The sequence below is a fragment of the Bacillus sp. CH_70 genome (assembly GCF_038007045.1).
In the GTDB taxonomy this organism is placed as follows: Bacteria; Bacillota; Bacilli; order Bacillales; family Bacillaceae_G; genus Bacillus_A; species Bacillus_A cereus.
Window position 1 is genome coordinate 221417 of record NZ_JBBOWL010000001.1, and the last position, 21084, is coordinate 242500.

Genomic DNA, 21084 nt, shown 5'->3' on the forward strand with positions numbered 1-21084 from the left:
ACGTGAACTTAGTGAAAAGTGTATTAAATAGGGGTTTTTGGGGAGTTTTATAAAAAAACGTAAAAAAAGTGTAATAAATTTCACGTTATTATATTGCAACGTAACAATAGTTATGTTACATTAATGTTACAAACGTTACGTTATCAAATTTAATGTAACGTTAACATAAAAACTATGAAATAAACATTTCTTATAAATTACATATAGATAACTTATAAAAAGGGAGGATAAATGATATGAAAGAGCAAGTATTACAAGTAACAAAAGGTGACTTCGTAGGATCAGCAAGTGGGGCGGTAGTATTAACAGCGTTAATCGTATTTCTATCAAGCGTATTAGTATAATAGAAGTTTTGTAACAAAAGAAAAAGAAGGGAGAATGAAAGATATGAAAGAGCAAGTATTACAAGTAACAAAAGGTGACTTCGTAGGATCAGCAAGTGGAGCGGTAGTATTAACAGCATTAATCGTATTTCTATCAAGCGTATTAGTATAATAGAAGTTTTAAATCAAACAAAAATGGAAGGAGAATGAGGGATATGAACAGTGAACAAGTGTTTCAAGTAACAAAAACGGATTTATTAGGATCCTTAGGTGGAGCGGTAATATTAACATCATTTATTCTATTCCTTGCAAGTGTATTAGTATGATATATATAAATACAACCATTCAAAAAAAATAAAGACTCTAACGTATTAGTAAGCAGTAAATATGTTGGAGTCTTTTTTATTTTCTTCTTATATACCTTCAAGTATTAAAGTTACCTCATTATTTAGCATCCATGGCTAATTAGACGCTGCGGTTGCAACTTGATTCAACGAATAATCAAAAATCCACTGAGTAAAAGCCTGATTGGTGAGGGCTGATTAAAGTTTCACTTTATTTCAAAGAGAAAAAAGTCGAATTTTATATGTAAGAAAAAAAGAGGAATTTGACAGAAAAGATAGAAAATTTTAAAGGTCAGAATTTGTTAGCTTGCTAACTAATTTCTATTTATTTATGTTGGAAGCGTTTTCGGTTGGTTTTAAGTATGGACCATTTAATCTATTTACAGGGGGATGAAGATATTATGAAACAAAAATCTATGGATACGCTAGCTGCACAAATGGAGGACTTTTTTCCAGTACGTGATGTAGATCATTTGGAATTTTACGTAGGGAATGCAAAGCAATCGAGTTATTATCTTGCGAGAGCATTCGGATTCAAAATTGTGGCTTACTCTGGATTAGAAACTGGAAACCGTGAAAAGGTATCTTATGTTCTTGTGCAAAGAAATATGCGTTTTGTTGTGTCTGGAGCTTTAAGTAGTGAAAATCGTATTGCAGAGTTTGTAAAGACTCATGGTGATGGCGTCAAGGATGTGGCACTACTTGTCGATGATGTTGATAAAGCATACTCAGAAGCAGTGAAACGTGGTGCCGTCGCAATTGCTCCACCAGAGGAATTAACAGATGAGGACGGTACATTGAAAAAAGCAGTTATTGGTACGTATGGTGATACAATTCATACGCTTGTAGAGCGTAAAAATTATAAAGGGGCATTTATGCCAGGATTCGAAAAGGTAGAGTTTAATATTCCATTTGAAGAGTCTGGCTTAATTGCTGTCGATCATGTAGTTGGTAATGTTGAAAAAATGGAAGAGTGGGTTAGTTATTACGAGAATGTCATGGGCTTTAAACAAATGATTCATTTTGATGATGATGATATTAGTACAGAGTATTCGGCTTTAATGTCGAAAGTTATGACAAATGGAAGCCGTATTAAGTTTCCTATTAACGAACCAGCAGACGGAAAGAGAAAGTCACAAATTCAAGAGTATCTAGAATTCTATAATGGAGCTGGTGTACAGCATCTTGCTTTATTAACAAGTGATATTGTTAAAACGGTTGAAGCGCTTCGTGCAAATGGGGTGGAGTTTTTAGATACACCTGATACTTATTATGATGAGTTAACTGCACGAGTTGGAAAAATCGATGAAGAAATTGATAAATTAAAAGAATTAAAGATCTTAGTAGATCGTGATGATGAAGGTTACTTACTACAAATCTTTACGAAACCAATTGTAGATCGCCCGACTTTATTTATTGAAATCATTCAACGTAAAGGTTCTCGTGGATTTGGTGAAGGAAACTTTAAAGCGTTATTCGAATCAATTGAAAGAGAACAAGAGCGTCGCGGAAACTTATAAGATTCATATCCACCAGCAAAAGTCCCTTTGCTGGTGGAAATTTCATTTTTATAAGGAGGAATCAGGATGAAATTTGTTACATTTCGTCTTCCTTCAAAAGAAATACGGGCTGGATGGCTTGAAGGTGACAAAGTAATAGATATGAATCTTGCTAGTGAAGGGAAAATCCCTTCTTCTATAATGGCTTTTTTAGAGAAAACGGATGAGTATGTAGAAGTAGTGCGGAATATTAAGAATCCAAATAAGGGTATATATGCTTTAGAAGAAGTACAATTGACAGCTGCTCTTCCTAATCCGAGTAGTATTCGAGATTTTTACGCATTTGAACAACATGTAAAAACAGCTCGTGGACGAAGAGGACTAGATGTTGTGCCTGAATGGTATGATATTCCGGTTTTTTATTTTACTAATCATCGTGCTGTAATTGGTTCCGGTGATTTTGTAATTGGTCCGAAAAAGTCTAAAAAGCTTGATTACGAGTTGGAGATTGCTTGCGTAATAGGAAAAGAAGGGCGAAATATTTCTCGTGAGCAAGCAGAGGAATATATTTTTGGTTATTGTATTATGAACGATTGGAGTGCGAGAGACTTACAAGCAACAGAAATGAAAGTAGGTCTCGGTCCTGCGAAAGGAAAGGACTTTGCAACTTCGTTAGGAACACATCTTGTTACGAAAGAGGAATTAGATGTTTATCGTAATGGTGATCGATATGATTTAGAAATGACTGCTCATGTAAATGGAAAACTATTATCAAAGGGAAACTTCCAAGATATTTACTATACATTTGCTGAAATGATTGAACGTGCTTCAGAGGACGTGACGTTATATCCAGGAGATGTGATTGGTTCTGGGACAGTAGGAACAGGCTGTATTTTAGAACTTGGTACAGAAGAGTGGCTACAAGATGGAGATGTTGTAGAGCTGTCGATTACTGGTTTAGGTACACTACGTAATACGATCAAAAAAGAAAAGGAAGCGGGTGATGGGCATGTTTTATCGTCACATGGGAGAACTACCTCATAAACGACATGTACAATTTCGTAAAAAAGATGGATCGCTTTATCGTGAACAGGTAATGGGAACGAAAGGATTTTCTGGTACGCAGTCTATTTTGTATCATCACTATATGCCAACAGAAGTAGGTCATTCTGCATTATCGCATTCTTGTCAGTTGCAGTATGAAGAGGATGTTGCTCTTTCTCATCGCCACTTCCGAACGAAAGAAAATAAAAAAAGTGGTGATGCAATAAGTGGACGAAATTTCATACTTGGAAATGAAGATTTGTTAATTGGAGTAGTGAGCCCAACAGAAAAAATGGATTATTTCTATCGTAATGGTGATGGCGACGAAATGTTATTTGTTCATTATGGAACAGGGAAAATTGAAACAATGTTTGGAACGATTCACTATAGAAAAGGCGACTATGTAACGATCCCAATTGGAACGATTTATCGTGTTATTCCAGATGAAGGAGAGACTAAGTTTCTTGTTGTAGAGGCGAATAGCCAAATTACAACGCCGCGTCGTTATCGAAATGAATACGGACAATTGTTAGAGCATAGTCCGTTTTGTGAAAGAGATCTTCGTGGTCCAGAAAAATTAGAGACCTATGATGAAAAAGGCGAGTTTGTCGTAATGACAAAATCAAGAGGCTATATGCATAAACATGTTTTAGGACACCACCCGTTAGATGTTGTTGGATGGGATGGCTATTTATATCCGTGGGTATTTAATGTAGAGGATTTTGAACCAATTACAGGGCGCATTCATCAGCCACCGCCAGTACATCAAACATTTGAAGGGCATAATTTTGTTATTTGCTCTTTCGTACCACGTTTATACGATTATCATCCAGAGTCAATTCCGGCACCATATTATCATAGTAATGTTAATAGTGATGAAGTTCTTTACTATGTAGAAGGAAACTTTATGAGTCGCAAAGGTGTGGAAGAAGGTTCTATTACACTTCATCCGAGCGGAATTCCCCATGGGCCGCATCCGGGGAAAACAGAGGCAAGTATAGGGAAGAAAGAGACACTTGAATTAGCTGTTATGATAGACACATTCCGTCCGCTTCGTATTGTAAAACAAGCACATGAAACAGAAGATGAAAAGTATATGTATAGCTGGATTGAACAAGGTTCATATACTGTGAAATAAGTAAAAAAAGGCATGCTCTCAATAAGGGAGCATGCCTTTTTTGTGGAATCGACATGTATAATAATACCAAAAAGAGTTGTCGAAAGATATATAGAAAGAATGATAAGGATAGTGCATATTCAGAAGAATTTCTACTTGTTTCGACAAAAGTATTGACTAGGAAAAGCGTAATGAGTAAAATAAAAAAGCGAATTAAAAATTTTCAGAAAATTTAAAACTTGGAGGAGTGAAAGATGAAGCAAATTTTTCAAAAGAAGCCAATTGCAAAGTTAATGCAAGAAAGTAAGCAAAAAACGTTAGCGAGAACATTGGGCGCGCTAGATTTAACTATGCTTGGAATCGGAGCAATTGTTGGAACTGGTATTTTTGTTCTAACGGGTGTTGTGGCAGCGAAACATTCTGGGCCAGCTATTATATTATCATTTGCGATTGCCGCGCTAGCTTGTGCCTTTGCTGCATTTTGTTATGCTGAATTTGCTTCTTCAGTTCCTGTCTCGGGCAGTGTGTATACGTATACATACGCGACGATGGGGGAAGTATTCGCATTTTTAATTGGCTGGGACTTAATGCTTGAATATTTACTTGCTACATCTGCTGTAGCAAACGGTTGGTCTGCATATTTTCAATCTTTATTAAAGGGGTTTGGAATCCACATTCCGACTATTCTCTCCTCGGCTCCTGGTACAGGAAAGGGTGGAATAATTGATCTACCTGCAGTTCTAATTATTTTAGTGATGACAGTTCTTTTATCTAGAGGTGTTCGTGAAAGTGCACGAGTAAATAACATTATGGTATTTATTAAAATAGCAGTTGTTCTTATTTTTATTTTTGCTGGTTTTAATTATGTGAAACCTGAAAACTGGACGCCTTTTATGCCATTTGGTTTAGATGGTGTAATGGCTGGAGCGGCCACAGTATTCTTTGCATTTATAGGATTTGATGCAGTTTCAACAGCGGCAGAAGAAGTGAAACGTCCGCAACGTGATTTACCAATTGGTATTATTGCATCGTTATTAATTTGTACAGTTCTTTATATCGTTGTTTCGCTTATTTTGACAGGAATTGTTCCATACGGCCAGCTAAATATATCAGATCCAGTTGCTTTTGCACTGCAATTTATTGGACAAGATGGCTTAGCGGGGGTAATTTCAGTAGGAGCAATTACAGGGATTACAACAGTAATGCTAGTTATGATGTATGGGCAAGTTCGTGTTTCTTATGCGATGAGCCGAGATGGTTTATTACCGAAGCGTCTTGCTAAAGTTCATCCGAAATTTAAAACGCCATTTTTAAATACATGGACAACGGGAATTATTGCGGCACTGATTTCAGGATTAATAGATTTAAATGTTTTAGCACATCTTGTAAACATGGGGACATTGTCAGCATTTGCACTCGTAGCTGTTGCGGTAATTGTAATGAGAAGAACCCATCCAGACTTACCAAGGGCATTTAAGGCTCCGCTTGTACCATTTTTACCAGCGTTAACAGTGATTTTCTGTTTATACTTAATGCTTCAATTATCGGGGACAGCATGGATTAGTTTTGGGATATGGATGGTTATTGGTATAGCGGTTTACTTCTTATATAGCCGAAAACATAGTGCTTTAAATAATAGTAAAAAAGAAGAAGATGTTGCGAATTTATAAGCGAAAAAAATCCATTCTAATTCTGTTAGAATGGATTTTTTGTTTGAAAATTTACATTTTTCCGAACTTATTATAAGATAATTGTTGGCTAACTAAAGGAGTGAAATGATGAAAAATACGTGGCGTGAGTTAAGGGAGATGGACCGTAACGTATGGATTCGATTTATTGGAGAGACGTTAAATGGAATTGCAATGATGATGTTAATGCCTTTTTTTGCATTATATTTAAAAGATAAGGTAGATTCGTTATTGGAAGTTGGGGTTATTATGGCGCTTTCTCCAATTGCTGCAAGCTTTGGGTCACTTATAGGAGGGAGAATTGCTGACATATATGGAAGAAAGCCGATTATGATATTTTCTATGGCAAGTAATGCATTATTAATGCTCGGTTTTCTATTTATAGAAGGATTTATTCCATATGCAATTTTATCTATTTTTTTAGGATTGAGTAATTCTTTATTTCATCCAGCTGCATCAGCTATGGTCGCAGATGTAACGGCACCAGAAAAAAGAACAGAGGCATATGGTTTATTACGAATGGGACACAATATAGGTGCTGCGATTGGTCCGATAATGGGAGCATCAGTAGTTGTGTTGTCAAAGAATCTTGTGTTTATTATTGCCTCTTCTACAATGCTATTTTATGCGTTACTTGTATTACTTCTTATTCAAGAGACGATGCCAAAGAGGACAGATAAGGAAGAACATAAAGAAAAGGAATCTGGGGCAGTTTGGAAAATTGTCATGCGAGATAAGGCATTAATGATTTACTTATTAGCAGGTATTATCATTTCGATGGGGTTTTCTCAAACAGAAGGCATGTTGCCACTACATTTTGATAACGAAATGAAGCGTATTTTTGGAACGAATAATCCATATCCATATTTAATGGCGTTAAACGGACTATTAGTTGTTTTATTCCAATTTCAAATTTCAAAATGGGCTACGGATAAACCAGTCGGGAAGACGATGTTATATGGTGCATGTTTGTTCGGGATTGGATTATTTTTTATAGGGTGGTTACCGAAGTGGTTTGGAGAGTTTAATACAAATGCTACAGTTATTTTAATAACACTACTGTTCGTTTATGCTATATATACGTTAGGTGAGATGATTATGTCGCCTGTACAGATGACATTTGTAGCAAACTTGGCCCCTGAGCATTTGAGAGGGACTTATATGGGCGCTGCAAGTTTGCAGTGGATTACAGGAAGCGCATTTGGTCCACTTTTGGGAGGCTTTTTATTAGATCGATTACTTGGCCACTTTCTATTTACAATTTTAGCTGTAGGATGTGTAGTTGCAGGTATTGTATATATTTCTTTAGATCGCCTTGTTGAGCAAAGGCAAAAAGATACACTAACCAAACAATCTTCTTAGTAAATAGGTGACATACACAAAAAAGGGGATTTCTACATATTTTAGGTACATAACTAGATAGGATTACCATTTCATTTTAAAATTCACCTTTGTATAGTAGTGGAATAGAAAAAGTGTAGAAAACCAATAAGTGGTGTCATTTAATTATTTGTGGAAGTTACATTTTATTTCAAATAGGAACTACCTATTTTTATAAAAAGTGCTAAAATAGAAAAATGAAAACAATTGGTTAGGGTGATTTCAGTGACAAAAATTAAATTAGGTTTATTATATGGTGGAAAATCAGCTGAGCATCAAGTTTCGTTACAGACGGCTCTTGCTGCTATTAAAGCGTTAAATCAAGATAAATTCGAGATTCATCCAATTTATATTACAGAACAAGGTCAATGGGTACGTGGTGAGCGTATTGAAGGTGAAGTAACAGATGTTGAAGCTTTAAAAATGAGTGGTGCAGAAAATGCGATTTCTCCGTTATCATTAAGTACAGAGATTATTCCATCTGCAGCTTCTGAGGAAAACGCTATTGACGTTATTTTCCCATTACTACATGGACCAAACGGTGAAGATGGAACGGTTCAAGGATTATTAGAATTGATGAATATTCCTTATGTAGGAAATGGTGTTCTAGCATCATCTGCTGGTATGGATAAAGTTGTTATGAAAAACATCTTTGCAGAGGCTGGTTTAAAACAAGCAAAATATGCGTCTTTCATTCGCAGTGCATGGGAAAAAAATCGTCAGGAAGCTTATTCTAAAGTAGAAGATAAGTTAGGATATCCTTGTTTCGTAAAACCAGCAAACCTTGGTTCAAGTGTTGGTATTAATAAGTGTAAAAATCGTGAAGAACTTGAGAATGCATTTGTAGAGGCATTCCAATTTGATCGCAAAATTATTGTAGAAGAAAATATTGTAGGTCGTGAAGTAGAAGTTGGGGTACTAGGTAATGATGAGCCGAAATGTTCAGTTGTAGGTGAAATCGTTCCGAAAAAGGACTTCTATGATTATAAGTCGAAATATATCGATGGTGATACGGCGTTAATTATTCCAGCTGAAATGACAGAAGAAGAATCTGATGTGATTAAGCGTGATGCAATTATTGCGTTCCAATCATTAGATGGTGCAGGCTTAACGCGAGCTGATTTCTTCTTAACGAAAGACGGAGAAGTGTATATTAACGAAGTAAACACTATGCCAGGATTTACACCGTTTAGTATGTTCCCTCTATTATGGCAACATACTGGGTTACCGTATCCAGAGTTAATCGAAGAGTTAATTCGTTTAGCGATTGAACGTCACGAAGAAAAACAAAAAATTAAATATACAATCTAACAAAAAAAGGAGGAAGCACTATTCGTAGGAATAGTGCTTCCTCTATGTAAGGAGCGTTTCTATATGATAAAGCGAATGTTAAAGCAAGTAGAACAGATGGTAAATGGTACTGGATTAGCAGAGCAATATGAGGGAACTATTATTCAAGGCGTGTCTATTGATACGAGAAAAATTGAAAAAGGAAACTTATATGTTCCGATTCAAGGGGAGCGTTTCGATGGACATGCTTTTGTAGATAAAGCAGTTGAAAATGGAGCTGTAGCTACATTGTGGATGAAAGATGTAGCAAATCCACCCGAGAATCTTCCGGTTATTTTTGTAGAAGATACGCTATCTGCACTGCAAATGTTAGCGAAAAACTATCGCGATCAATTGGATGTTAAAGTTGTTGGTGTGACAGGTAGTAACGGTAAAACATCCACGAAAGATATTGTGACAAGTATTCTCGCGACTAAGTTCAAAGTTCAAAAAACAGAAGGAAATTTCAATAACCATATTGGGTTACCTCTCACTATTTTAAACTTAGAAGAAAATACAGAAGTAGCTGTATTAGAAATGGGTATGTCAAGCCGAGGAGAGATTGAATTTTTATCTAAGTTAGCTCGTCCTAATGTAGCTATCATTACGAATATTGGTGAAGCACATTTAATGGATTTAGGATCTCGTGAGGCCATTGCTGAAGCGAAATTAGAAATTGTTACAGGGTTACAAGAAGGTGGCGTGTTCGTATATAATGGAGATGAGCCGTTATTAACGAATCGTGTTCCTGAAATGAATTTAGCAGCGGAAACAGTTACGTTTGGTGATGCAAGAGCCAACGATTACTATCCAACAACTGTAACATTACAGGCAACTGGGACACATTTTAAAATGAATAGAGATGAAAATATTTCATTCTACCTACCGGTGTTAGGAAAACATAATGTGTACAATACACTTGCTTCAATGGCAATTGCGACACATTTTGGTGTGACGTGGGAAGAAATGAAACAAGGTTTAGTAACACTTCAAATGACGGGCATGCGTATGGAGATTGTAAAAACGGATAGTGGATTAACAATTATCAACGATGCTTATAATGCAAGTCCGACGGCTATGGAGGCAGCATTCCATTTAATGAATGGTTTAGATGGATTTACTAAAAAAATCGTTGTGCTTGGTGATATGTTAGAACTTGGAAATCAAGAAGTGCAGTTCCATTATGAGGTAGGTAAATTAATCGATCCAGCAAAAATCTCACATGTATTCACATACGGTAGATTAGGAGCTCAAATTGCTGAAGGAGCGAAAATTAATTTCCCTAATGAACGTGTAAAGGCGTATGATAATAAAGAAGAGTTAGTAAGAGATTTACAAGCAGTAGTCGATGCGAAAGATGTTGTATTAATAAAAGCATCTCGTGGTATGAAATTAGAAGAAGTAATTACGATGTTGAAATAATTGGTGTATATAAATAGGGATGATAGTCACGAAAATAGAAGAAACTTATAATAAGCGCTTACAGTAAATGATAAAAAAATAAAAGTAAAGAAAAAGGCCCTGAATATAAAATAAGGTAACAGTTGGGTTTGCTTTTTACACATACAAAACTTATAATTGATAAAGTGTAATAACGTTTAGAAGTATTTTCGTGAAGAATATACGCCCGGTTATATACGTGAGCATTCAGGAAAAGGGCTTTTCCGCAAATTCGGAAAACGCCTTTTTTTAAATGATAAGTATAGGATAGAAAAGGAGAAGTAACATTGACAACATTTCGAGAATTAGGATTAAGTGAGTCTTTACTGCAATCGGTTGAAAGTATGGGCTTTGAAGAGGCTACGCCGATTCAAGCTGAAACAATTCCACATGCATTGCAAGGTAAGGATATTATTGGGCAAGCGCAAACAGGTACAGGGAAAACAGCAGCATTCGGATTACCACTATTAGATAAAGTGGATACAAATAAAGAAGCAGTTCAAGGTATTGTTATCGCGCCAACGCGTGAATTAGCAATTCAAGTTGGAGAAGAGCTATACAAAATTGGTAAACATAAACGTGTTCGTATTCTACCAATTTATGGTGGTCAAGATATTAACCGCCAAATTCGTGCTCTAAAAAAACACCCACACATTATTGTTGGTACGCCGGGTCGTATTTTAGATCATATTAACCGTAAAACACTTCGCTTACAAAACGTAGAGACTGTTGTTCTTGATGAAGCGGATGAAATGTTAAACATGGGCTTCATTGAAGATATTGAAGCGATTTTAACAGATGTGCCAGAAACACATCAAACATTATTATTCTCAGCGACAATGCCAGATCCAATCCGTCGTATTGCTGAGCGTTTCATGACTGAGCCTCAACACATTAAAGTAAAAGCAAAAGAAGTAACAATGCCAAACATTCAGCAGTTCTATTTAGAAGTGCAAGAAAAGAAAAAGTTTGACGTGTTAACACGCTTACTAGATATTCAATCTCCAGAGCTTGCGATCGTATTCGGTCGTACAAAGCGTCGTGTTGATGAATTATCAGAAGCACTAAACTTACGTGGTTATGCAGCAGAAGGTATTCATGGTGACTTAACACAGGCGAAACGTATGTCTGTATTACGTAAATTTAAAGAAGGTGCTATTGAAGTTCTTGTTGCAACAGACGTTGCTGCACGTGGTCTTGATATTTCAGGCGTAACACACGTATACAACTTCGATATCCCACAAGATCCAGAATCATACGTTCACCGTATCGGTCGTACTGGCCGTGCAGGTAAAAAAGGTATTGCAATGTTATTTGTAACACCACGTGAATCAGGGCAATTAAAAAATATCGAGCGTACAACAAAGCGTAAAGTTGATCGTATGGAAGCACCGACACTTGATGAGGCATTAGAAGGTCAACAACGTTTAATCGCTGAAAAACTTCAAAGCACAATCCAAAATGAGAACTTATCATACTACAAGCGTATTGCAGAAGAAATGTTAGAAGAGAATGACTCTGTAACAGTAGTAGCTGCTGCTTTAAAAATGATGACTAAAGAGCCGGATACAACTCCGATCGCTTTAACATCAGAACCACCAGTTGTTTCAAGAGGTGGCGGTTCTAAAAAACGTGGCGGTAACGGAGGCGGATACCGTGATGGTAACCGTAATCGTAGTCGTGACGGACGTGGCGGTGGCGATGGTCGTAACCGTGATGGACGTAATCGTGACGGAAACCGTGATCGCAATCGTGATGGAAACCGTGATCGTAATCGTGATGGTGGTAGTCGTGGTCGTAGAGGTGAAGGTCAAGGTCGCCCAGGATCTTCAAATGGACGCGGCGAAAGAAAACATCATAGCCGTCCACAAGCTTAATAAAAAAGAGAATGCCCTTTGTTGGCATTCTCTTTTTTTATTTCTGTAATTGTGCATACTACATAGTAGTTATGATAGAAAAGGGGCTGTTATATGCTTGTAAGGCTTGGTTACGTTGCGATGAGTGTGCATTTGAAGAATGCATCCCCATCTCAAACGATGACGTACGCACAGTTTCAGAAAATAGATGATCGTGATGCTGCAATTCGTAAACTTGAAAGAATTGCTAATTCCAATTTGGAAAATTGTTTACGTTTATTAAAGCATAATAAGGGACATGACATATCTTTCTTTCGGCTTAGTTCTAAGCTCATTCCTTTAGCGAATCATGAGGAATTGCTAGAGTGGAACTATATTCGTCCTTTAAAAGAAAAATTGAAAGAATTAGGTGAATATGCAATTCATATGAATATGCGAATTGATTTCCATCCAGATCATTTTGTTGTACTAAATTCACCTGAGGAGAGTGTTTTTAAACAATCTGTAAAGACATTGCAGATGCACAAAAAATTATTAAAAGGCATGGGGATTGAACATAAGCAACGATGTGTACTACATGTTGGAGGAGGGTATAAAGATAAAGAACTTGCATTAGAGCGTTTTATAGAGAATTGGTCTAATGTCCCAAGGGGTATTCAAGAAATGATTATATTAGAAAATGATGATACAACTTTTACGTTAGAGGAAACATTATATTTAGGAGAAAAATTAGATATTCCCGTCGTGTTTGATTTGCATCACCATATGATGAATAATGAGCAAGAAGATTGGTATGAAGATTGGCCACGTGTTGTTCATACGTGGGAAACATCTTTGTTACCGGTTAAAATGCATATCTCTAGCCCTAGAGAGGGGAAAGATCCAAGAGCTCATGCAGATTATATTAATGTAGACGCATTTTTATCTTTTTTAAGAAGGATAAAGGGAAGTGTTCCGCAAATTGATTGTATGATTGAGGCGAAGATGAAGGATGAGTCTTTATTTCAATTAATGAGGGATTTAAACGAACAGGTAGATGTAGAAATTATCGATGGTGCAAGCTTTTATATTAAATAAGCTTTGCACCATCGTTTTTTTTTGTTAAAAAGGGAGTTAAAATGCCGCCGGTTATTAAACCTGTTAAATGACTGATCGGATTGGCGGAAGGATTAAAGAAAGTAAATAGCAGTAATAGAAGTATCATAATTGAGAAAATGGCAATTTCTTTTGGTTTTGAAGAGCGGTATCGATTGTACAATAAAAATAATTGTGCGCCTAATAGTCCGAAAATACCACCTGATGCACCTGCGTGAATATATTCAGGAGGCATAATAATATAAGAAGAAATATTTCCGGAAATTCCAGAAAGAAAAAATAGAATAAAAAAAGAAAAGTGTCCGAGTTGCTTTTCGATAGAAGAACCAAGTGCAAACAAAAAAATACTATTAGAAAGAAAATGTTGTAAGTCTACGTGTACCAGAAGGGAAGTTATGACACGCCACCATTCTCCTTTAGCGATATATTCATTAGAGGCTGCCAGTGGGAAGAGGAAAAAGTCGCCTAATATCATCATGACTAAGTGAATAAAAAGTAAGGTGAGAATAGTCGGTTGTAAAGAAATCTGAGTAGATCTTATTAGCATACGGTTACTACCACCCCTTTTGCATCAGAAAGATTCTCTGTTATTCTTATCAATATGAAAGAAGAAAGTTAAATAGAAGAAGGGGATTTTGAAATGATTATAGGGATTGGAATCGATATTATTGAATTAAATCGTATTGAAAAAATGCTAGATGGAAAGCTTAAATTTATGGAACGTATTTTAACAGAAAATGAACGTAATGTTGCTATGGAGCTGAAAGGAAGTCGTCTTACAGAGTTTGTAGCTGGAAGGTTTGCAGCGAAAGAGGCGTATTCAAAAGCTGTAGGTACTGGTATCGGGAAAGAAGTGAGCTTTTTAGATATTGAAGTGAAAAATGATGAAAGAGGTAAGCCGATTCTGATTACAAGTACAGAGTGTGTTGTTCATTTATCAATTAGTCATAGTAAGGAATTTGCTGTTGCTCAAGTTGTTTTAGAAAGCTCGTCACGCTAGTCTGCATATTTTATATCTTTGTCTCATATATTTGAGGTAGCGATAAGGAAGGTACATCTTCCATTCATTTATAGGGGCAAAGGGGCTGAAGTGATGAAAAGGCGTCTGTTTTTAGTTCTTGTCGGTTTGTTGACCGTTTTTGTGTTGGCGGGTTGTGTGGAAAAGAAACAAGATGATGTCGTGAGAGATTTAGAGGCAAAAGTAAAAGGGATGAAAAGTTATCAAGCTGAAGCGAAATTATCTATTAAAACAGGAAATGAGCCTCAGGAGTATAATGTAGAGATTTGGCATAAGGAACCGTCTTTTTATCGTGTGAATTTAAAGAATGCAAAAAAAGATCAGAGCCAAATCATTTTAAGAAATGAAGAAGGTGTATTTGTATTAACGCCAGCACTTAATAAGAGCTTCCGTTTTCAAAGTGATTGGCCGCAAAATAGCAGCCAAGCTTATTTATATGAATCACTTGTAAGAGATATTTTGCAGGATAAGAAAAACCTTACTTTCGAGAAAACAGATAAGTATTATATTTTTAAAACAAAAACAAACTATCAACATCAAAATATGTTGCCGAAACAAGAGATTACGCTGAAGAAGAGCGATTTGACTCCAGTTTCAGTGAAGTTAATGGATAATGATCAAAATGTTCTTGTAAAAGTAGATTTCTCTAAGGTGAAATTCGATGCGAAATTTGATAAAGGTGCATTTGATACGAAACAAAATATGTCTAGAGCGCAGGTAGATGTTCAAACAACAGCGAAAGAAGACAAACCGTTTGCTATTTTGTATCCACTTGATACACCGCAAGGTATGACTCTGCAAGATGAAAAAGAGTTGAAGACAGACAGTGGCAAGCGTGCGATACTCACATACACTGGAAATAAGAAATCCTTTACTTTAATACAAGAAAAGGCAAAAGTTGCAGAGGCTTCATCAGCGGTAAGTGTAAGTGGAGAACCAGTTGATCTTGGGTTTACGATTGGTGCATTGACGAAAGACTCTGTAACGTGGTCGCATAACGGAGTAGAATATATGCTCGTGTCTAAAGGTTTAGAGCCGAAGGAGCTACTAATGGTTGCTCGTTCAGTTACAGCGAAGCAGGTGAAGTAGACTTCTTAGACGTGGTGATATATGTGCACCACGTCTTTTCTTAGTTTGAAGGTGGATTTCATAAAAGAAGCATATAAAAGAATAAGCTTCGCATATCGTGTATAAGGAAGTGTATTTATGGAAGAAGCACCATTTTACCGTGACACTTGGGTGGAAGTGGATTTAGATGCCATTTATAACAACGTTACACATATTAAAGAGTTCATCCCAAGTGATGTAGAGATTTTTGCTGTAGTTAAAGCAAACGCGTATGGGCACGATTATGTACCGGTGGCTAAAACGGCATTAGAAGCGGGTGCAACAAGGTTAGCTGTGGCTTTTTTAGATGAAGCTTTAGTGCTTCGGAGGGCTGGTATTACTGTGCCGATTTTAGTGTTAGGTCCCTCGCCGCCGCGTGATGTAAATGTAGCTGCTGAAAATGATGTAGCGCTAACTGTTTTTCAAAAAGAATGGGTGGACGAAGCAATTAAACTTTGGGATGGTTCATCTGTAATGAAATTCCATATTAACTTTGATAGTGGTATGGGGAGAATTGGAATACGTGAAAGAAAAGAACTGAAAGCATTTTTAAAGAGTTTAGAAGGTGCACCGTTTTTAGAGTTAGAAGGAGTATACACGCATTTTGCAACGGCAGATGAGGTTGAGACTTCGTATTTTGATAAGCAATATAACACGTTCTTAGAGCAGTTAAGTTGGTTGAAAGAATTCGGAGTGGATCCTAAGTTTGTCCATACAGCTAATAGTGCTGCCACGTTACGTTTTCAAGGGATTACATTTAATGCAGTGCGAATTGGGATTGCAATGTATGGATTATCTCCTTCTGTAGAAATACGTCCTTTTTTACCATTTGAATTAGAACCGGCGCTATCACTGCATACGAAAGTAGCTCATATTAAACAGGTGATTAAAGGTGATGGAATTAGTTATAACGTCACTTATCGAACGAAAACTGAAGAATGGATCGCGACTGTAGCGATTGGTTATGCAGATGGATGGCTTAGAAGATTACAAGGATTTGAAGTGCTTATAAATGGTAAAAGGGTACCGATTGTAGGGCGAGTAACAATGGATCAGTTCATGATTCATCTTCCTTGTGAAGTGCCGCTTGGTACGAAAGTTACGCTTATTGGAAGGCAGGGAGATGAGTATATTAGCGCTACAGAGGTTGCGGAATATTCAGGGACTATTAATTATGAAATTATTGCAACGATCAGTTTCCGTGTGCCAAGAATATTTATACGGAATGGTAAGGTTGTAGAGATAATTAATTACTTGAACAATATATAGAAGGTAGTATGATTGCTTCTTGTCATGGGAGTGACTGTTCATTGCTGGATAATAAGCTCTTTTTGATGAGAAGCTTTTTACTTATAATCATTTTTTATATAAGTTACACGTAAGTTTTGAAGAGGAGTTCTATTGTTTTTAGTTAGTTATGAGATAAAAAATTTAAGAAGATGAATGTTTTGTTTATGAATTGGAAAACATAAGCAAGGAATAAGGAAGTCTTTGCAACAGGCTCCATACAATGGTATTATTACAATAGGTGTCATATATATATTTGGGTGTGTAGTTGACGGTGGAGGTGTATTTTTGTGTCCGAATCAAGTGTAACTACTGAAATCGTGGTTCGGTTGCCAAAGCAAATGGTAACGGAATTGGACGGAATTGGAAAACAAGAGAATAAGAATCGCCATGAACTAATTTGCCAGGCAACACAATTGTTATTGCGTCAACATAAGACGAAGAAACGCTACCAACATGAATCAATGCGACGTGGGTATATTGAAATGGGAAAAATTAATCTTGGTATTGCATCTGAAGCTTTCTTAGCGGAGTATGAAGCAGCTCATACAGTAGAACGCTTAGTTAGCGGGGGGTAATATTTTGATTGTAAAACGCGGCGACGTGTATTTTGCAGACCTTTCCCCAGTTGTTGGTTCTGAGCAAGGAGGCGTTCGTCCGGTTCTTGTCATTCAAAATGACATCGGAAATCGTTTTAGTCCAACGGTGATTGTAGCGGCTATTACTGCACAGATTCAAAAAGCGAAATTACCCACTCATGTGGAAATTGATGCGAAAAAGTATGGTTTTGAGAGAGATTCTGTTATTTTACTTGAGCAGATTCGAACAATCGATAAGCAACGCTTAACGGACAAAATCACTCATTTAGATGAAGTGATGATGAGTCGTGTAGATGAAGCGTTACAAATTAGTTTAGGACTAATAGATTTTTAAATCGGCAGTTTAAGTTGCTCTCTTTGAAGGGCAACTTTTTTTTATTATAGAGGAGGTTACGGTTGTATATGGAAATGGTAGATAATCGACAAGCGTTAATGAAAATGTTAGTGAAAGAATTAGGCTTTAGCGAAAAGCAAGTTCGTCATGTTATTCAATTAACAGAAGAAGGTAACACAGTTCCATTTATTGCTCGTTACCGAAAAGAATGGACAGGCTCTTTAGATGAGGTGCAAATTCGTGCGATTTTAGAGAGATGGCAATATATGATGCAACTTGAAGATAGGAAGGAAGAAGTTATTCGTCTTATTGATGAGAAGGGAAAACTGACAGGAGAGCTGAGACAGCAAATTGTTAAAGCTACAAAGTTGCAGGAAGTAGAAGATTTATATCGTCCATATAAAGAGAAAAGAAGAACGAAAGCAACGATTGCAAAAGAAAAAGGGTTAGAACCGTTAGCTGAATGGTTATTGTTATATAAGAAAGAAGAACCGGCTAAAAAGGCAGTGGAATTTATTAATGCAGAGAAAGAAGTGCAATCTGCAGAAGAAGCTTTACAAGGTGCACAAGATATTATTGCAGAAATGATTTCAGATGAAGCTGCGTATCGTAGTTGGATTCGAAATGTTACTTTTAGAAAAGGTATTATGTCTTCGTCCGTAAAAGGTGAAGAAAAAGATGAAAAGAATATATATGAAATGTATTACAGTTATGAAGAACCATTGCAAAAAGTAGTACCGCATCGTGTATTAGCAATGAATCGCGGTGAGAAAGAAGATATATTGAGAGTTTCTGTTGTCCCACCAGTAGATGAGATATTAAATTTCTTATATAAGAAAGTAGTTCGTGATAACGATTCTAAAAGTGCGCATTATGTACAATTAGCGATTGAAGATGGTTATAAACGATTAATTCAATCTTCAATTGAAAGAGAAATTCGTAAAGAATTAACAGAAACAGCTGAAGAACAAGCGATACATATTTTCTCTGAGAACTTACGTAACTTATTATTACAACCTCCGATGAAAGGGAAAGTCGTGCTAGCGGTAGATCCGGCATATAGAACTGGTTGTAAATTGTCTGTAGTAGATGATACGGGGAAAGTACTACATATTGATGTTATTTATCCGCATCCGCCTGTTCGTAAATATGATGATGCAAAAACGAAAGTTCTTTCTATTATAGATAAATATCAAGTTGAAATGATTGCAATTGGTAATGGGACAGCATCTAGAGAAACAGAAGAATTTATAGTAGATGTATTACAAAGTGTGAAACAGGACGTCTTTTATATTATTGTAAATGAAGCGGGTGCTAGTGTATATTCAGCTTCTGATTTAGCCCGTGAGGAATTCCCGAATTTACAAGTTGAAGAGAGAAGTGCCGTTTCTATTGGAAGACGTCTGCAAGATCCACTTGCTGAACTTGTGAAAATTGATCCTAAATCAGTTGGGGTTGGACAATACCAACATGATGTATCTCAAAAGAGATTGAATGAGTCATTAACATTTGTAGTAGAGACAGCTGTTAACCAAGTTGGGGTTAATGTAAATACGGCTTCGGTTGCATTGTTACAATATGTTTCAGGTTTATCGAAAACTGTTGCGAAAAATATTGTGGCAAAGAGAGAAGAGGATGGGAAATTCACAAAGCGCACGGAACTAAAGAAAATTCCACGTTTAGGTGCAAAGACGTACGAACAATGTATAGGTTTCTTGCGTATATTAGAAGGAGCGAATCCATTAGATCGAACAGGTATTCATCCCGAACAGTATAAAAATGTTGAATTGTTATTGAAGAGTTTAGGGTTATCGATAGATGACGTAGGACAACCGCAATTACAAAAGAGATTGGAAGAAGTGGAGATTTCTAAGTTGTCTCAAGAAACGGGAGTTGGGGAGCCGACGTTAGTTGATATTATAGATGCGCTCATTAGCCCGGAACGAGATATGAGGGATGAGTTGCCTAAACCACTTCTGAAAAAAGGGATTTTGAAATTAGAAGATTTAAAACGTGGTATGGAACTAGAAGGAACAGTGCGTAACGTTGTTGATTTTGGTGCTTTTGTTGATGTAGGCGTAAAGCAAGATGGTTTAGTGCATATTTCTAAGCTTAGTAAACAGTTTGTAAAGCATCCGTTAGATGTTGTATCAGTAGGACAAATTGTAAAAGTATGGGTAGATGATATTGATACAAAAAAGGGACGCGTTGCACTATCTATGTTGCCGATTGAATAGTAAGAGAAGAGAGCAGATGAAACTGCTCTTTTTTTATAGAATAAAAAGTGTAATGGATTATGAGTTTTGATGTATTTTGCTATAATAAAACCAGCATTCATTTAGCAATTTAATTTGATACCGGTTTTTTTCGAAATATGCACGTTGCATCTGTTTTTTTAGCCACGTAGGCATAGGAATCCCTCCTTGTTTAATCCTACTCTCAAAAATCTAAAGTGCTATTGATGAGAGGTTGGTGAGTGGATTTCTATTCATGTTGTGTTTTTAGAAACCACGCGTCTTGAATGAGGATGGGTATATGTACTATTTAATATATGTATAAGAAGCGTGAAAAGTGTAAAAATATTTTTTTGTTTAGGAGGAATGAGAATGGACGAGGAAGAAATTCAACGGCTAGTGGAAGAAGTATCGCTACAATACTTCGGAATGCCATTTTTACATAAAGCAACGTTCAATAGTAGGCTACGTACAACTGGTGGGCGTTATCTGTTGAAGAGTCACAATGTTGAACTGAATTATCGATATTACGAAATGTATGGTAAGGAGGAGTTAATCGGAATCATCAAACATGAACTGTGTCATTATCACTTGCATATTACAGGAAGAGGGTATAAGCACAGGGACAGAGATTTTCGTGAGTTGTTAAAGAAAGTTGATGCACCTCGTTTTTGTAAACGAATGATTAATGAAGAGAAGGAAAAAAAGATTTATAAGTATGAATGTATGGAGTGTTTACTTCAATATGTAAGAAGGCGTCAAATAAATACAAAAAGATATGTCTGCGGAAAGTGTAAAGGGAAACTCAAACCGATATCGAAAACATCTTGACAGTAAAAACGCAATCCAGTATATTATAAACATGTCACGTTTGAACAAGATGTTGTTAAAAACTTCTTGACTTACAGAAAGAATTTTTATAAGATACAAATTGTCTTCATTATTCCGCAGTAGCTCAGTGGTAGAGCTATCGGCTGTTAACCGATCGGTCGTAGGTTCGAGTCCTACCTGCGGAGCCATACAGAGAAGTACCCAAGTGGCTCAAGGGGCTCCCCTGCTAAGGGAGTAGATCGCTAACGCGGTGCGAGGGTTCGAATCCCTTCTTCTCTGCCATACATATTGGCCCGTTGGTCAAGTGGTTAAGACACCGCCCTTTCACGGCGGTAACACGGGTTCGAATCCCGTACGGGTCACCACTTCGGAGGATTAGCTCAGCTGGGAGAGCACCTGCCTTACAAGCAGGGGGTCGGCGGTTCGATCCCGTCATCCTCCACCATATGAATTTTATATGAATAGTATTATCGCGGGGTGGAGCAGTACGGTAGCTCGTCGGGCTCATAACCCGAAGGTCGCAGGTTCAAATCCTGTCCCCGCAACCAAATGGTCCCGT

General features: G+C 36.8%; 21 protein-coding genes and 6 tRNA genes (1 of these 27 running past the window's edge). 25 read left to right on the forward strand and 2 right to left on the reverse strand.

Annotated elements, in window-relative coordinates; genetic code table 11:
• The first annotated feature begins 236 nt into the window (after window positions 1-236).
• The 12 genes from N2V79_RS01245 (at window position 237) to uvsE (ending at window position 13097) form a co-directional block, all read left to right on the forward strand.
• Window positions 237-344: a DUF3948 family protein gene (locus N2V79_RS01245; RefSeq protein WP_000664237.1), complete on the forward strand. Its 108-nt coding sequence runs from the start codon at window positions 237-239 to the stop codon at window positions 342-344.
• 34 nt (window positions 345-378) lie between these two features.
• A complete protein-coding gene (locus N2V79_RS01250; protein ID WP_000654250.1) occupies window positions 379-495 on the forward strand; it encodes a DUF3948 family protein in 117 nt (38 codons plus the stop codon).
• Window positions 496-538: 43 nt separating this feature from the next.
• Window positions 539-649 (forward strand): DUF3948 family protein, encoded by a 111-nt coding sequence (locus tag N2V79_RS01255; RefSeq protein ID WP_001083691.1) that lies wholly within the window; start codon window positions 539-541, stop codon window positions 647-649.
• Between the two features lie 419 nt (window positions 650-1068).
• The gene (gene hppD / locus N2V79_RS01260; RefSeq protein WP_340719526.1) at window positions 1069-2187 is read left to right on the forward strand and encodes a 4-hydroxyphenylpyruvate dioxygenase; all 1119 of its coding nucleotides are present in this window, start codon (window positions 1069-1071) and stop codon (window positions 2185-2187) included.
• Between the two features lie 66 nt (window positions 2188-2253).
• Complete coding sequence (locus N2V79_RS01265) at window positions 2254-3210, forward strand: fumarylacetoacetate hydrolase family protein (protein ID WP_053565410.1); 957 nt, start codon at window positions 2254-2256, stop codon at window positions 3208-3210.
• Complete coding sequence (locus tag N2V79_RS01270; RefSeq protein WP_014481934.1) at window positions 3176-4348, forward strand: homogentisate 1,2-dioxygenase; 1173 nt, start codon at window positions 3176-3178, stop codon at window positions 4346-4348. Before N2V79_RS01265 ends, N2V79_RS01270 begins: the two co-directional genes overlap by 35 nt.
• Before the next feature lie 233 nt (window positions 4349-4581).
• Window positions 4582-5997: an amino acid permease gene (locus tag N2V79_RS01275; protein WP_000809361.1), complete on the forward strand. Its 1416-nt coding sequence runs from the start codon at window positions 4582-4584 to the stop codon at window positions 5995-5997.
• A 108-nt stretch (window positions 5998-6105) separates the two neighbouring features.
• Window positions 6106-7377 (forward strand): MDR family MFS transporter, encoded by a 1272-nt coding sequence (locus N2V79_RS01280; RefSeq protein WP_043315020.1) that lies wholly within the window; start codon window positions 6106-6108, stop codon window positions 7375-7377.
• Window positions 7378-7620: 243 nt separating this feature from the next.
• Window positions 7621-8706 carry a D-alanine--D-alanine ligase gene (locus tag N2V79_RS01285; RefSeq protein WP_340719527.1) on the forward strand — a complete coding sequence of 362 codons (1086 nt, stop codon included), beginning with the start codon at window positions 7621-7623 and terminating at the stop codon, window positions 8704-8706.
• Between the two features lie 63 nt (window positions 8707-8769).
• The gene (gene murF, locus N2V79_RS01290; protein WP_340719528.1) at window positions 8770-10146 is read left to right on the forward strand and encodes a UDP-N-acetylmuramoyl-tripeptide--D-alanyl-D-alanine ligase; all 1377 of its coding nucleotides are present in this window, start codon (window positions 8770-8772) and stop codon (window positions 10144-10146) included.
• A gap of 305 nt (window positions 10147-10451) precedes the next feature.
• Entirely contained in the window at window positions 10452-12041 is a 1590-nt protein-coding gene (locus N2V79_RS01295; RefSeq protein WP_000206602.1) for a DEAD/DEAH box helicase, read from the forward strand.
• 93 nt (window positions 12042-12134) lie between these two features.
• Window positions 12135-13097: a UV DNA damage repair endonuclease UvsE gene (uvsE, locus tag N2V79_RS01300; protein ID WP_064531740.1), complete on the forward strand. Its 963-nt coding sequence runs from the start codon at window positions 12135-12137 to the stop codon at window positions 13095-13097.
• On the opposite strand, the gene N2V79_RS01305 is transcribed toward uvsE, so the two are convergent.
• Window positions 13090-13662, reverse strand: a complete 573-nt coding sequence (locus tag N2V79_RS01305) for a rhomboid family intramembrane serine protease (RefSeq protein ID WP_000908525.1) — start codon at window positions 13660-13662, stop codon at window positions 13090-13092. The two genes, uvsE and N2V79_RS01305, sit on opposite strands and share 8 nt — an antisense overlap.
• Before the next feature lie 93 nt (window positions 13663-13755).
• Here N2V79_RS01305 and acpS point away from each other — a divergent pair, with 93 nt between their 5' ends.
• The 6 genes from acpS to N2V79_RS01335 all read left to right on the forward strand — a co-directional run bounded on the left by acpS (window position 13756) and on the right by N2V79_RS01335 (window position 19697).
• Window positions 13756-14115 (forward strand): holo-ACP synthase, encoded by a 360-nt coding sequence (acpS, locus tag N2V79_RS01310; RefSeq protein ID WP_053565408.1) that lies wholly within the window; start codon window positions 13756-13758, stop codon window positions 14113-14115.
• 156 nt (window positions 14116-14271) lie between these two features.
• Window positions 14272-15222, forward strand: a complete 951-nt coding sequence (locus N2V79_RS01315) for a LolA family protein (RefSeq protein ID WP_002094231.1) — start codon at window positions 14272-14274, stop codon at window positions 15220-15222.
• Window positions 15223-15339: 117 nt separating this feature from the next.
• The gene (gene alr, locus N2V79_RS01320) at window positions 15340-16509 is read left to right on the forward strand and encodes an alanine racemase (RefSeq protein ID WP_000390593.1); all 1170 of its coding nucleotides are present in this window, start codon (window positions 15340-15342) and stop codon (window positions 16507-16509) included.
• A gap of 308 nt (window positions 16510-16817) precedes the next feature.
• Window positions 16818-17105 (forward strand): antitoxin EndoAI, encoded by a 288-nt coding sequence (locus N2V79_RS01325; protein ID WP_000004570.1) that lies wholly within the window; start codon window positions 16818-16820, stop codon window positions 17103-17105.
• A 4-nt stretch (window positions 17106-17109) separates the two neighbouring features.
• A complete protein-coding gene (gene ndoA, locus N2V79_RS01330) occupies window positions 17110-17460 on the forward strand; it encodes a type II toxin-antitoxin system endoribonuclease NdoA (protein ID WP_000635965.1) in 351 nt (116 codons plus the stop codon).
• Between the two features lie 68 nt (window positions 17461-17528).
• On the forward strand, window positions 17529-19697 hold the full coding sequence (locus N2V79_RS01335) for a Tex family protein (RefSeq protein ID WP_064531737.1): 2169 nt from the start codon (window positions 17529-17531) through the stop codon (window positions 19695-19697).
• A 57-nt stretch (window positions 19698-19754) separates the two neighbouring features.
• Here N2V79_RS01335 and cmpA read toward each other — a convergent pair whose 3' ends face one another.
• Window positions 19755-19871, reverse strand: a complete 117-nt coding sequence (gene cmpA, locus N2V79_RS01340) for a cortex morphogenetic protein CmpA (RefSeq protein ID WP_001143640.1) — start codon at window positions 19869-19871, stop codon at window positions 19755-19757.
• A gap of 195 nt (window positions 19872-20066) precedes the next feature.
• On the opposite strand from cmpA, the gene N2V79_RS01345 reads away from it, so the two are divergent.
• From N2V79_RS01345 to N2V79_RS01375, 7 genes are all read left to right on the forward strand, one after another.
• Entirely contained in the window at window positions 20067-20525 is a 459-nt protein-coding gene (locus N2V79_RS01345) for a SprT family protein (protein ID WP_016083957.1), read from the forward strand.
• Window positions 20526-20638: 113 nt separating this feature from the next.
• Window positions 20639-20713 (forward strand) — tRNA-Asn (locus tag N2V79_RS01350).
• A gap of 3 nt (window positions 20714-20716) precedes the next feature.
• Window positions 20717-20807 (forward strand) — tRNA-Ser (locus N2V79_RS01355).
• 8 nt (window positions 20808-20815) lie between these two features.
• A tRNA-Glu gene (locus N2V79_RS01360) sits at window positions 20816-20890 on the forward strand.
• 4 nt (window positions 20891-20894) lie between these two features.
• Window positions 20895-20970, forward strand: a tRNA-Val gene (locus tag N2V79_RS01365).
• 26 nt (window positions 20971-20996) lie between these two features.
• A tRNA-Met gene (locus N2V79_RS01370) sits at window positions 20997-21073 on the forward strand.
• A 3-nt stretch (window positions 21074-21076) separates the two neighbouring features.
• A tRNA-Asp gene (locus tag N2V79_RS01375) sits at window positions 21077-21084 on the forward strand; it runs 68 nt beyond the window's last position.

Bases quoted from the DNA above. Each gene is read 5' to 3' on its own strand.
- N2V79_RS01245 (WP_000664237.1), top strand. From the start codon at position 237: ATGAAAGAGCAAGTATTACAAGTAACAAAAGGTGACTTCGTAGGATCA.
- N2V79_RS01250 (WP_000654250.1), top strand. From the start codon at position 379: ATGAAAGATATGAAAGAGCAAGTATTACAAGTAACAAAAGGTGACTTC.
- N2V79_RS01255 (WP_001083691.1), top strand. From the start codon at position 539: ATGAACAGTGAACAAGTGTTTCAAGTAACAAAAACGGATTTATTAGGA.
- hppD (WP_340719526.1), top strand. From the start codon at position 1,069: ATGAAACAAAAATCTATGGATACGCTAGCTGCACAAATGGAGGACTTT.
- N2V79_RS01265 (WP_053565410.1), top strand. From the start codon at position 2,254: ATGAAATTTGTTACATTTCGTCTTCCTTCAAAAGAAATACGGGCTGGA.
- N2V79_RS01270 (WP_014481934.1), top strand. From the start codon at position 3,176: ATGTTTTATCGTCACATGGGAGAACTACCTCATAAACGACATGTACAA.
- N2V79_RS01275 (WP_000809361.1), top strand. From the start codon at position 4,582: ATGAAGCAAATTTTTCAAAAGAAGCCAATTGCAAAGTTAATGCAAGAA.
- N2V79_RS01280 (WP_043315020.1), top strand. From the start codon at position 6,106: ATGAAAAATACGTGGCGTGAGTTAAGGGAGATGGACCGTAACGTATGG.
- murF (WP_340719528.1), top strand. From the start codon at position 8,770: ATGATAAAGCGAATGTTAAAGCAAGTAGAACAGATGGTAAATGGTACT.
- uvsE (WP_064531740.1), top strand. From the start codon at position 12,135: ATGCTTGTAAGGCTTGGTTACGTTGCGATGAGTGTGCATTTGAAGAAT.
- N2V79_RS01305 (WP_000908525.1), bottom strand. From the start codon at position 13,662: ATGCTAATAAGATCTACTCAGATTTCTTTACAACCGACTATTCTCACC.
- acpS (WP_053565408.1), top strand. From the start codon at position 13,756: ATGATTATAGGGATTGGAATCGATATTATTGAATTAAATCGTATTGAA.
- alr (WP_000390593.1), top strand. From the start codon at position 15,340: ATGGAAGAAGCACCATTTTACCGTGACACTTGGGTGGAAGTGGATTTA.
- N2V79_RS01335 (WP_064531737.1), top strand. From the start codon at position 17,529: ATGGAAATGGTAGATAATCGACAAGCGTTAATGAAAATGTTAGTGAAA.
- cmpA (WP_001143640.1), bottom strand. From the start codon at position 19,871: ATGCCTACGTGGCTAAAAAAACAGATGCAACGTGCATATTTCGAAAAA.
- N2V79_RS01345 (WP_016083957.1), top strand. From the start codon at position 20,067: ATGGACGAGGAAGAAATTCAACGGCTAGTGGAAGAAGTATCGCTACAA.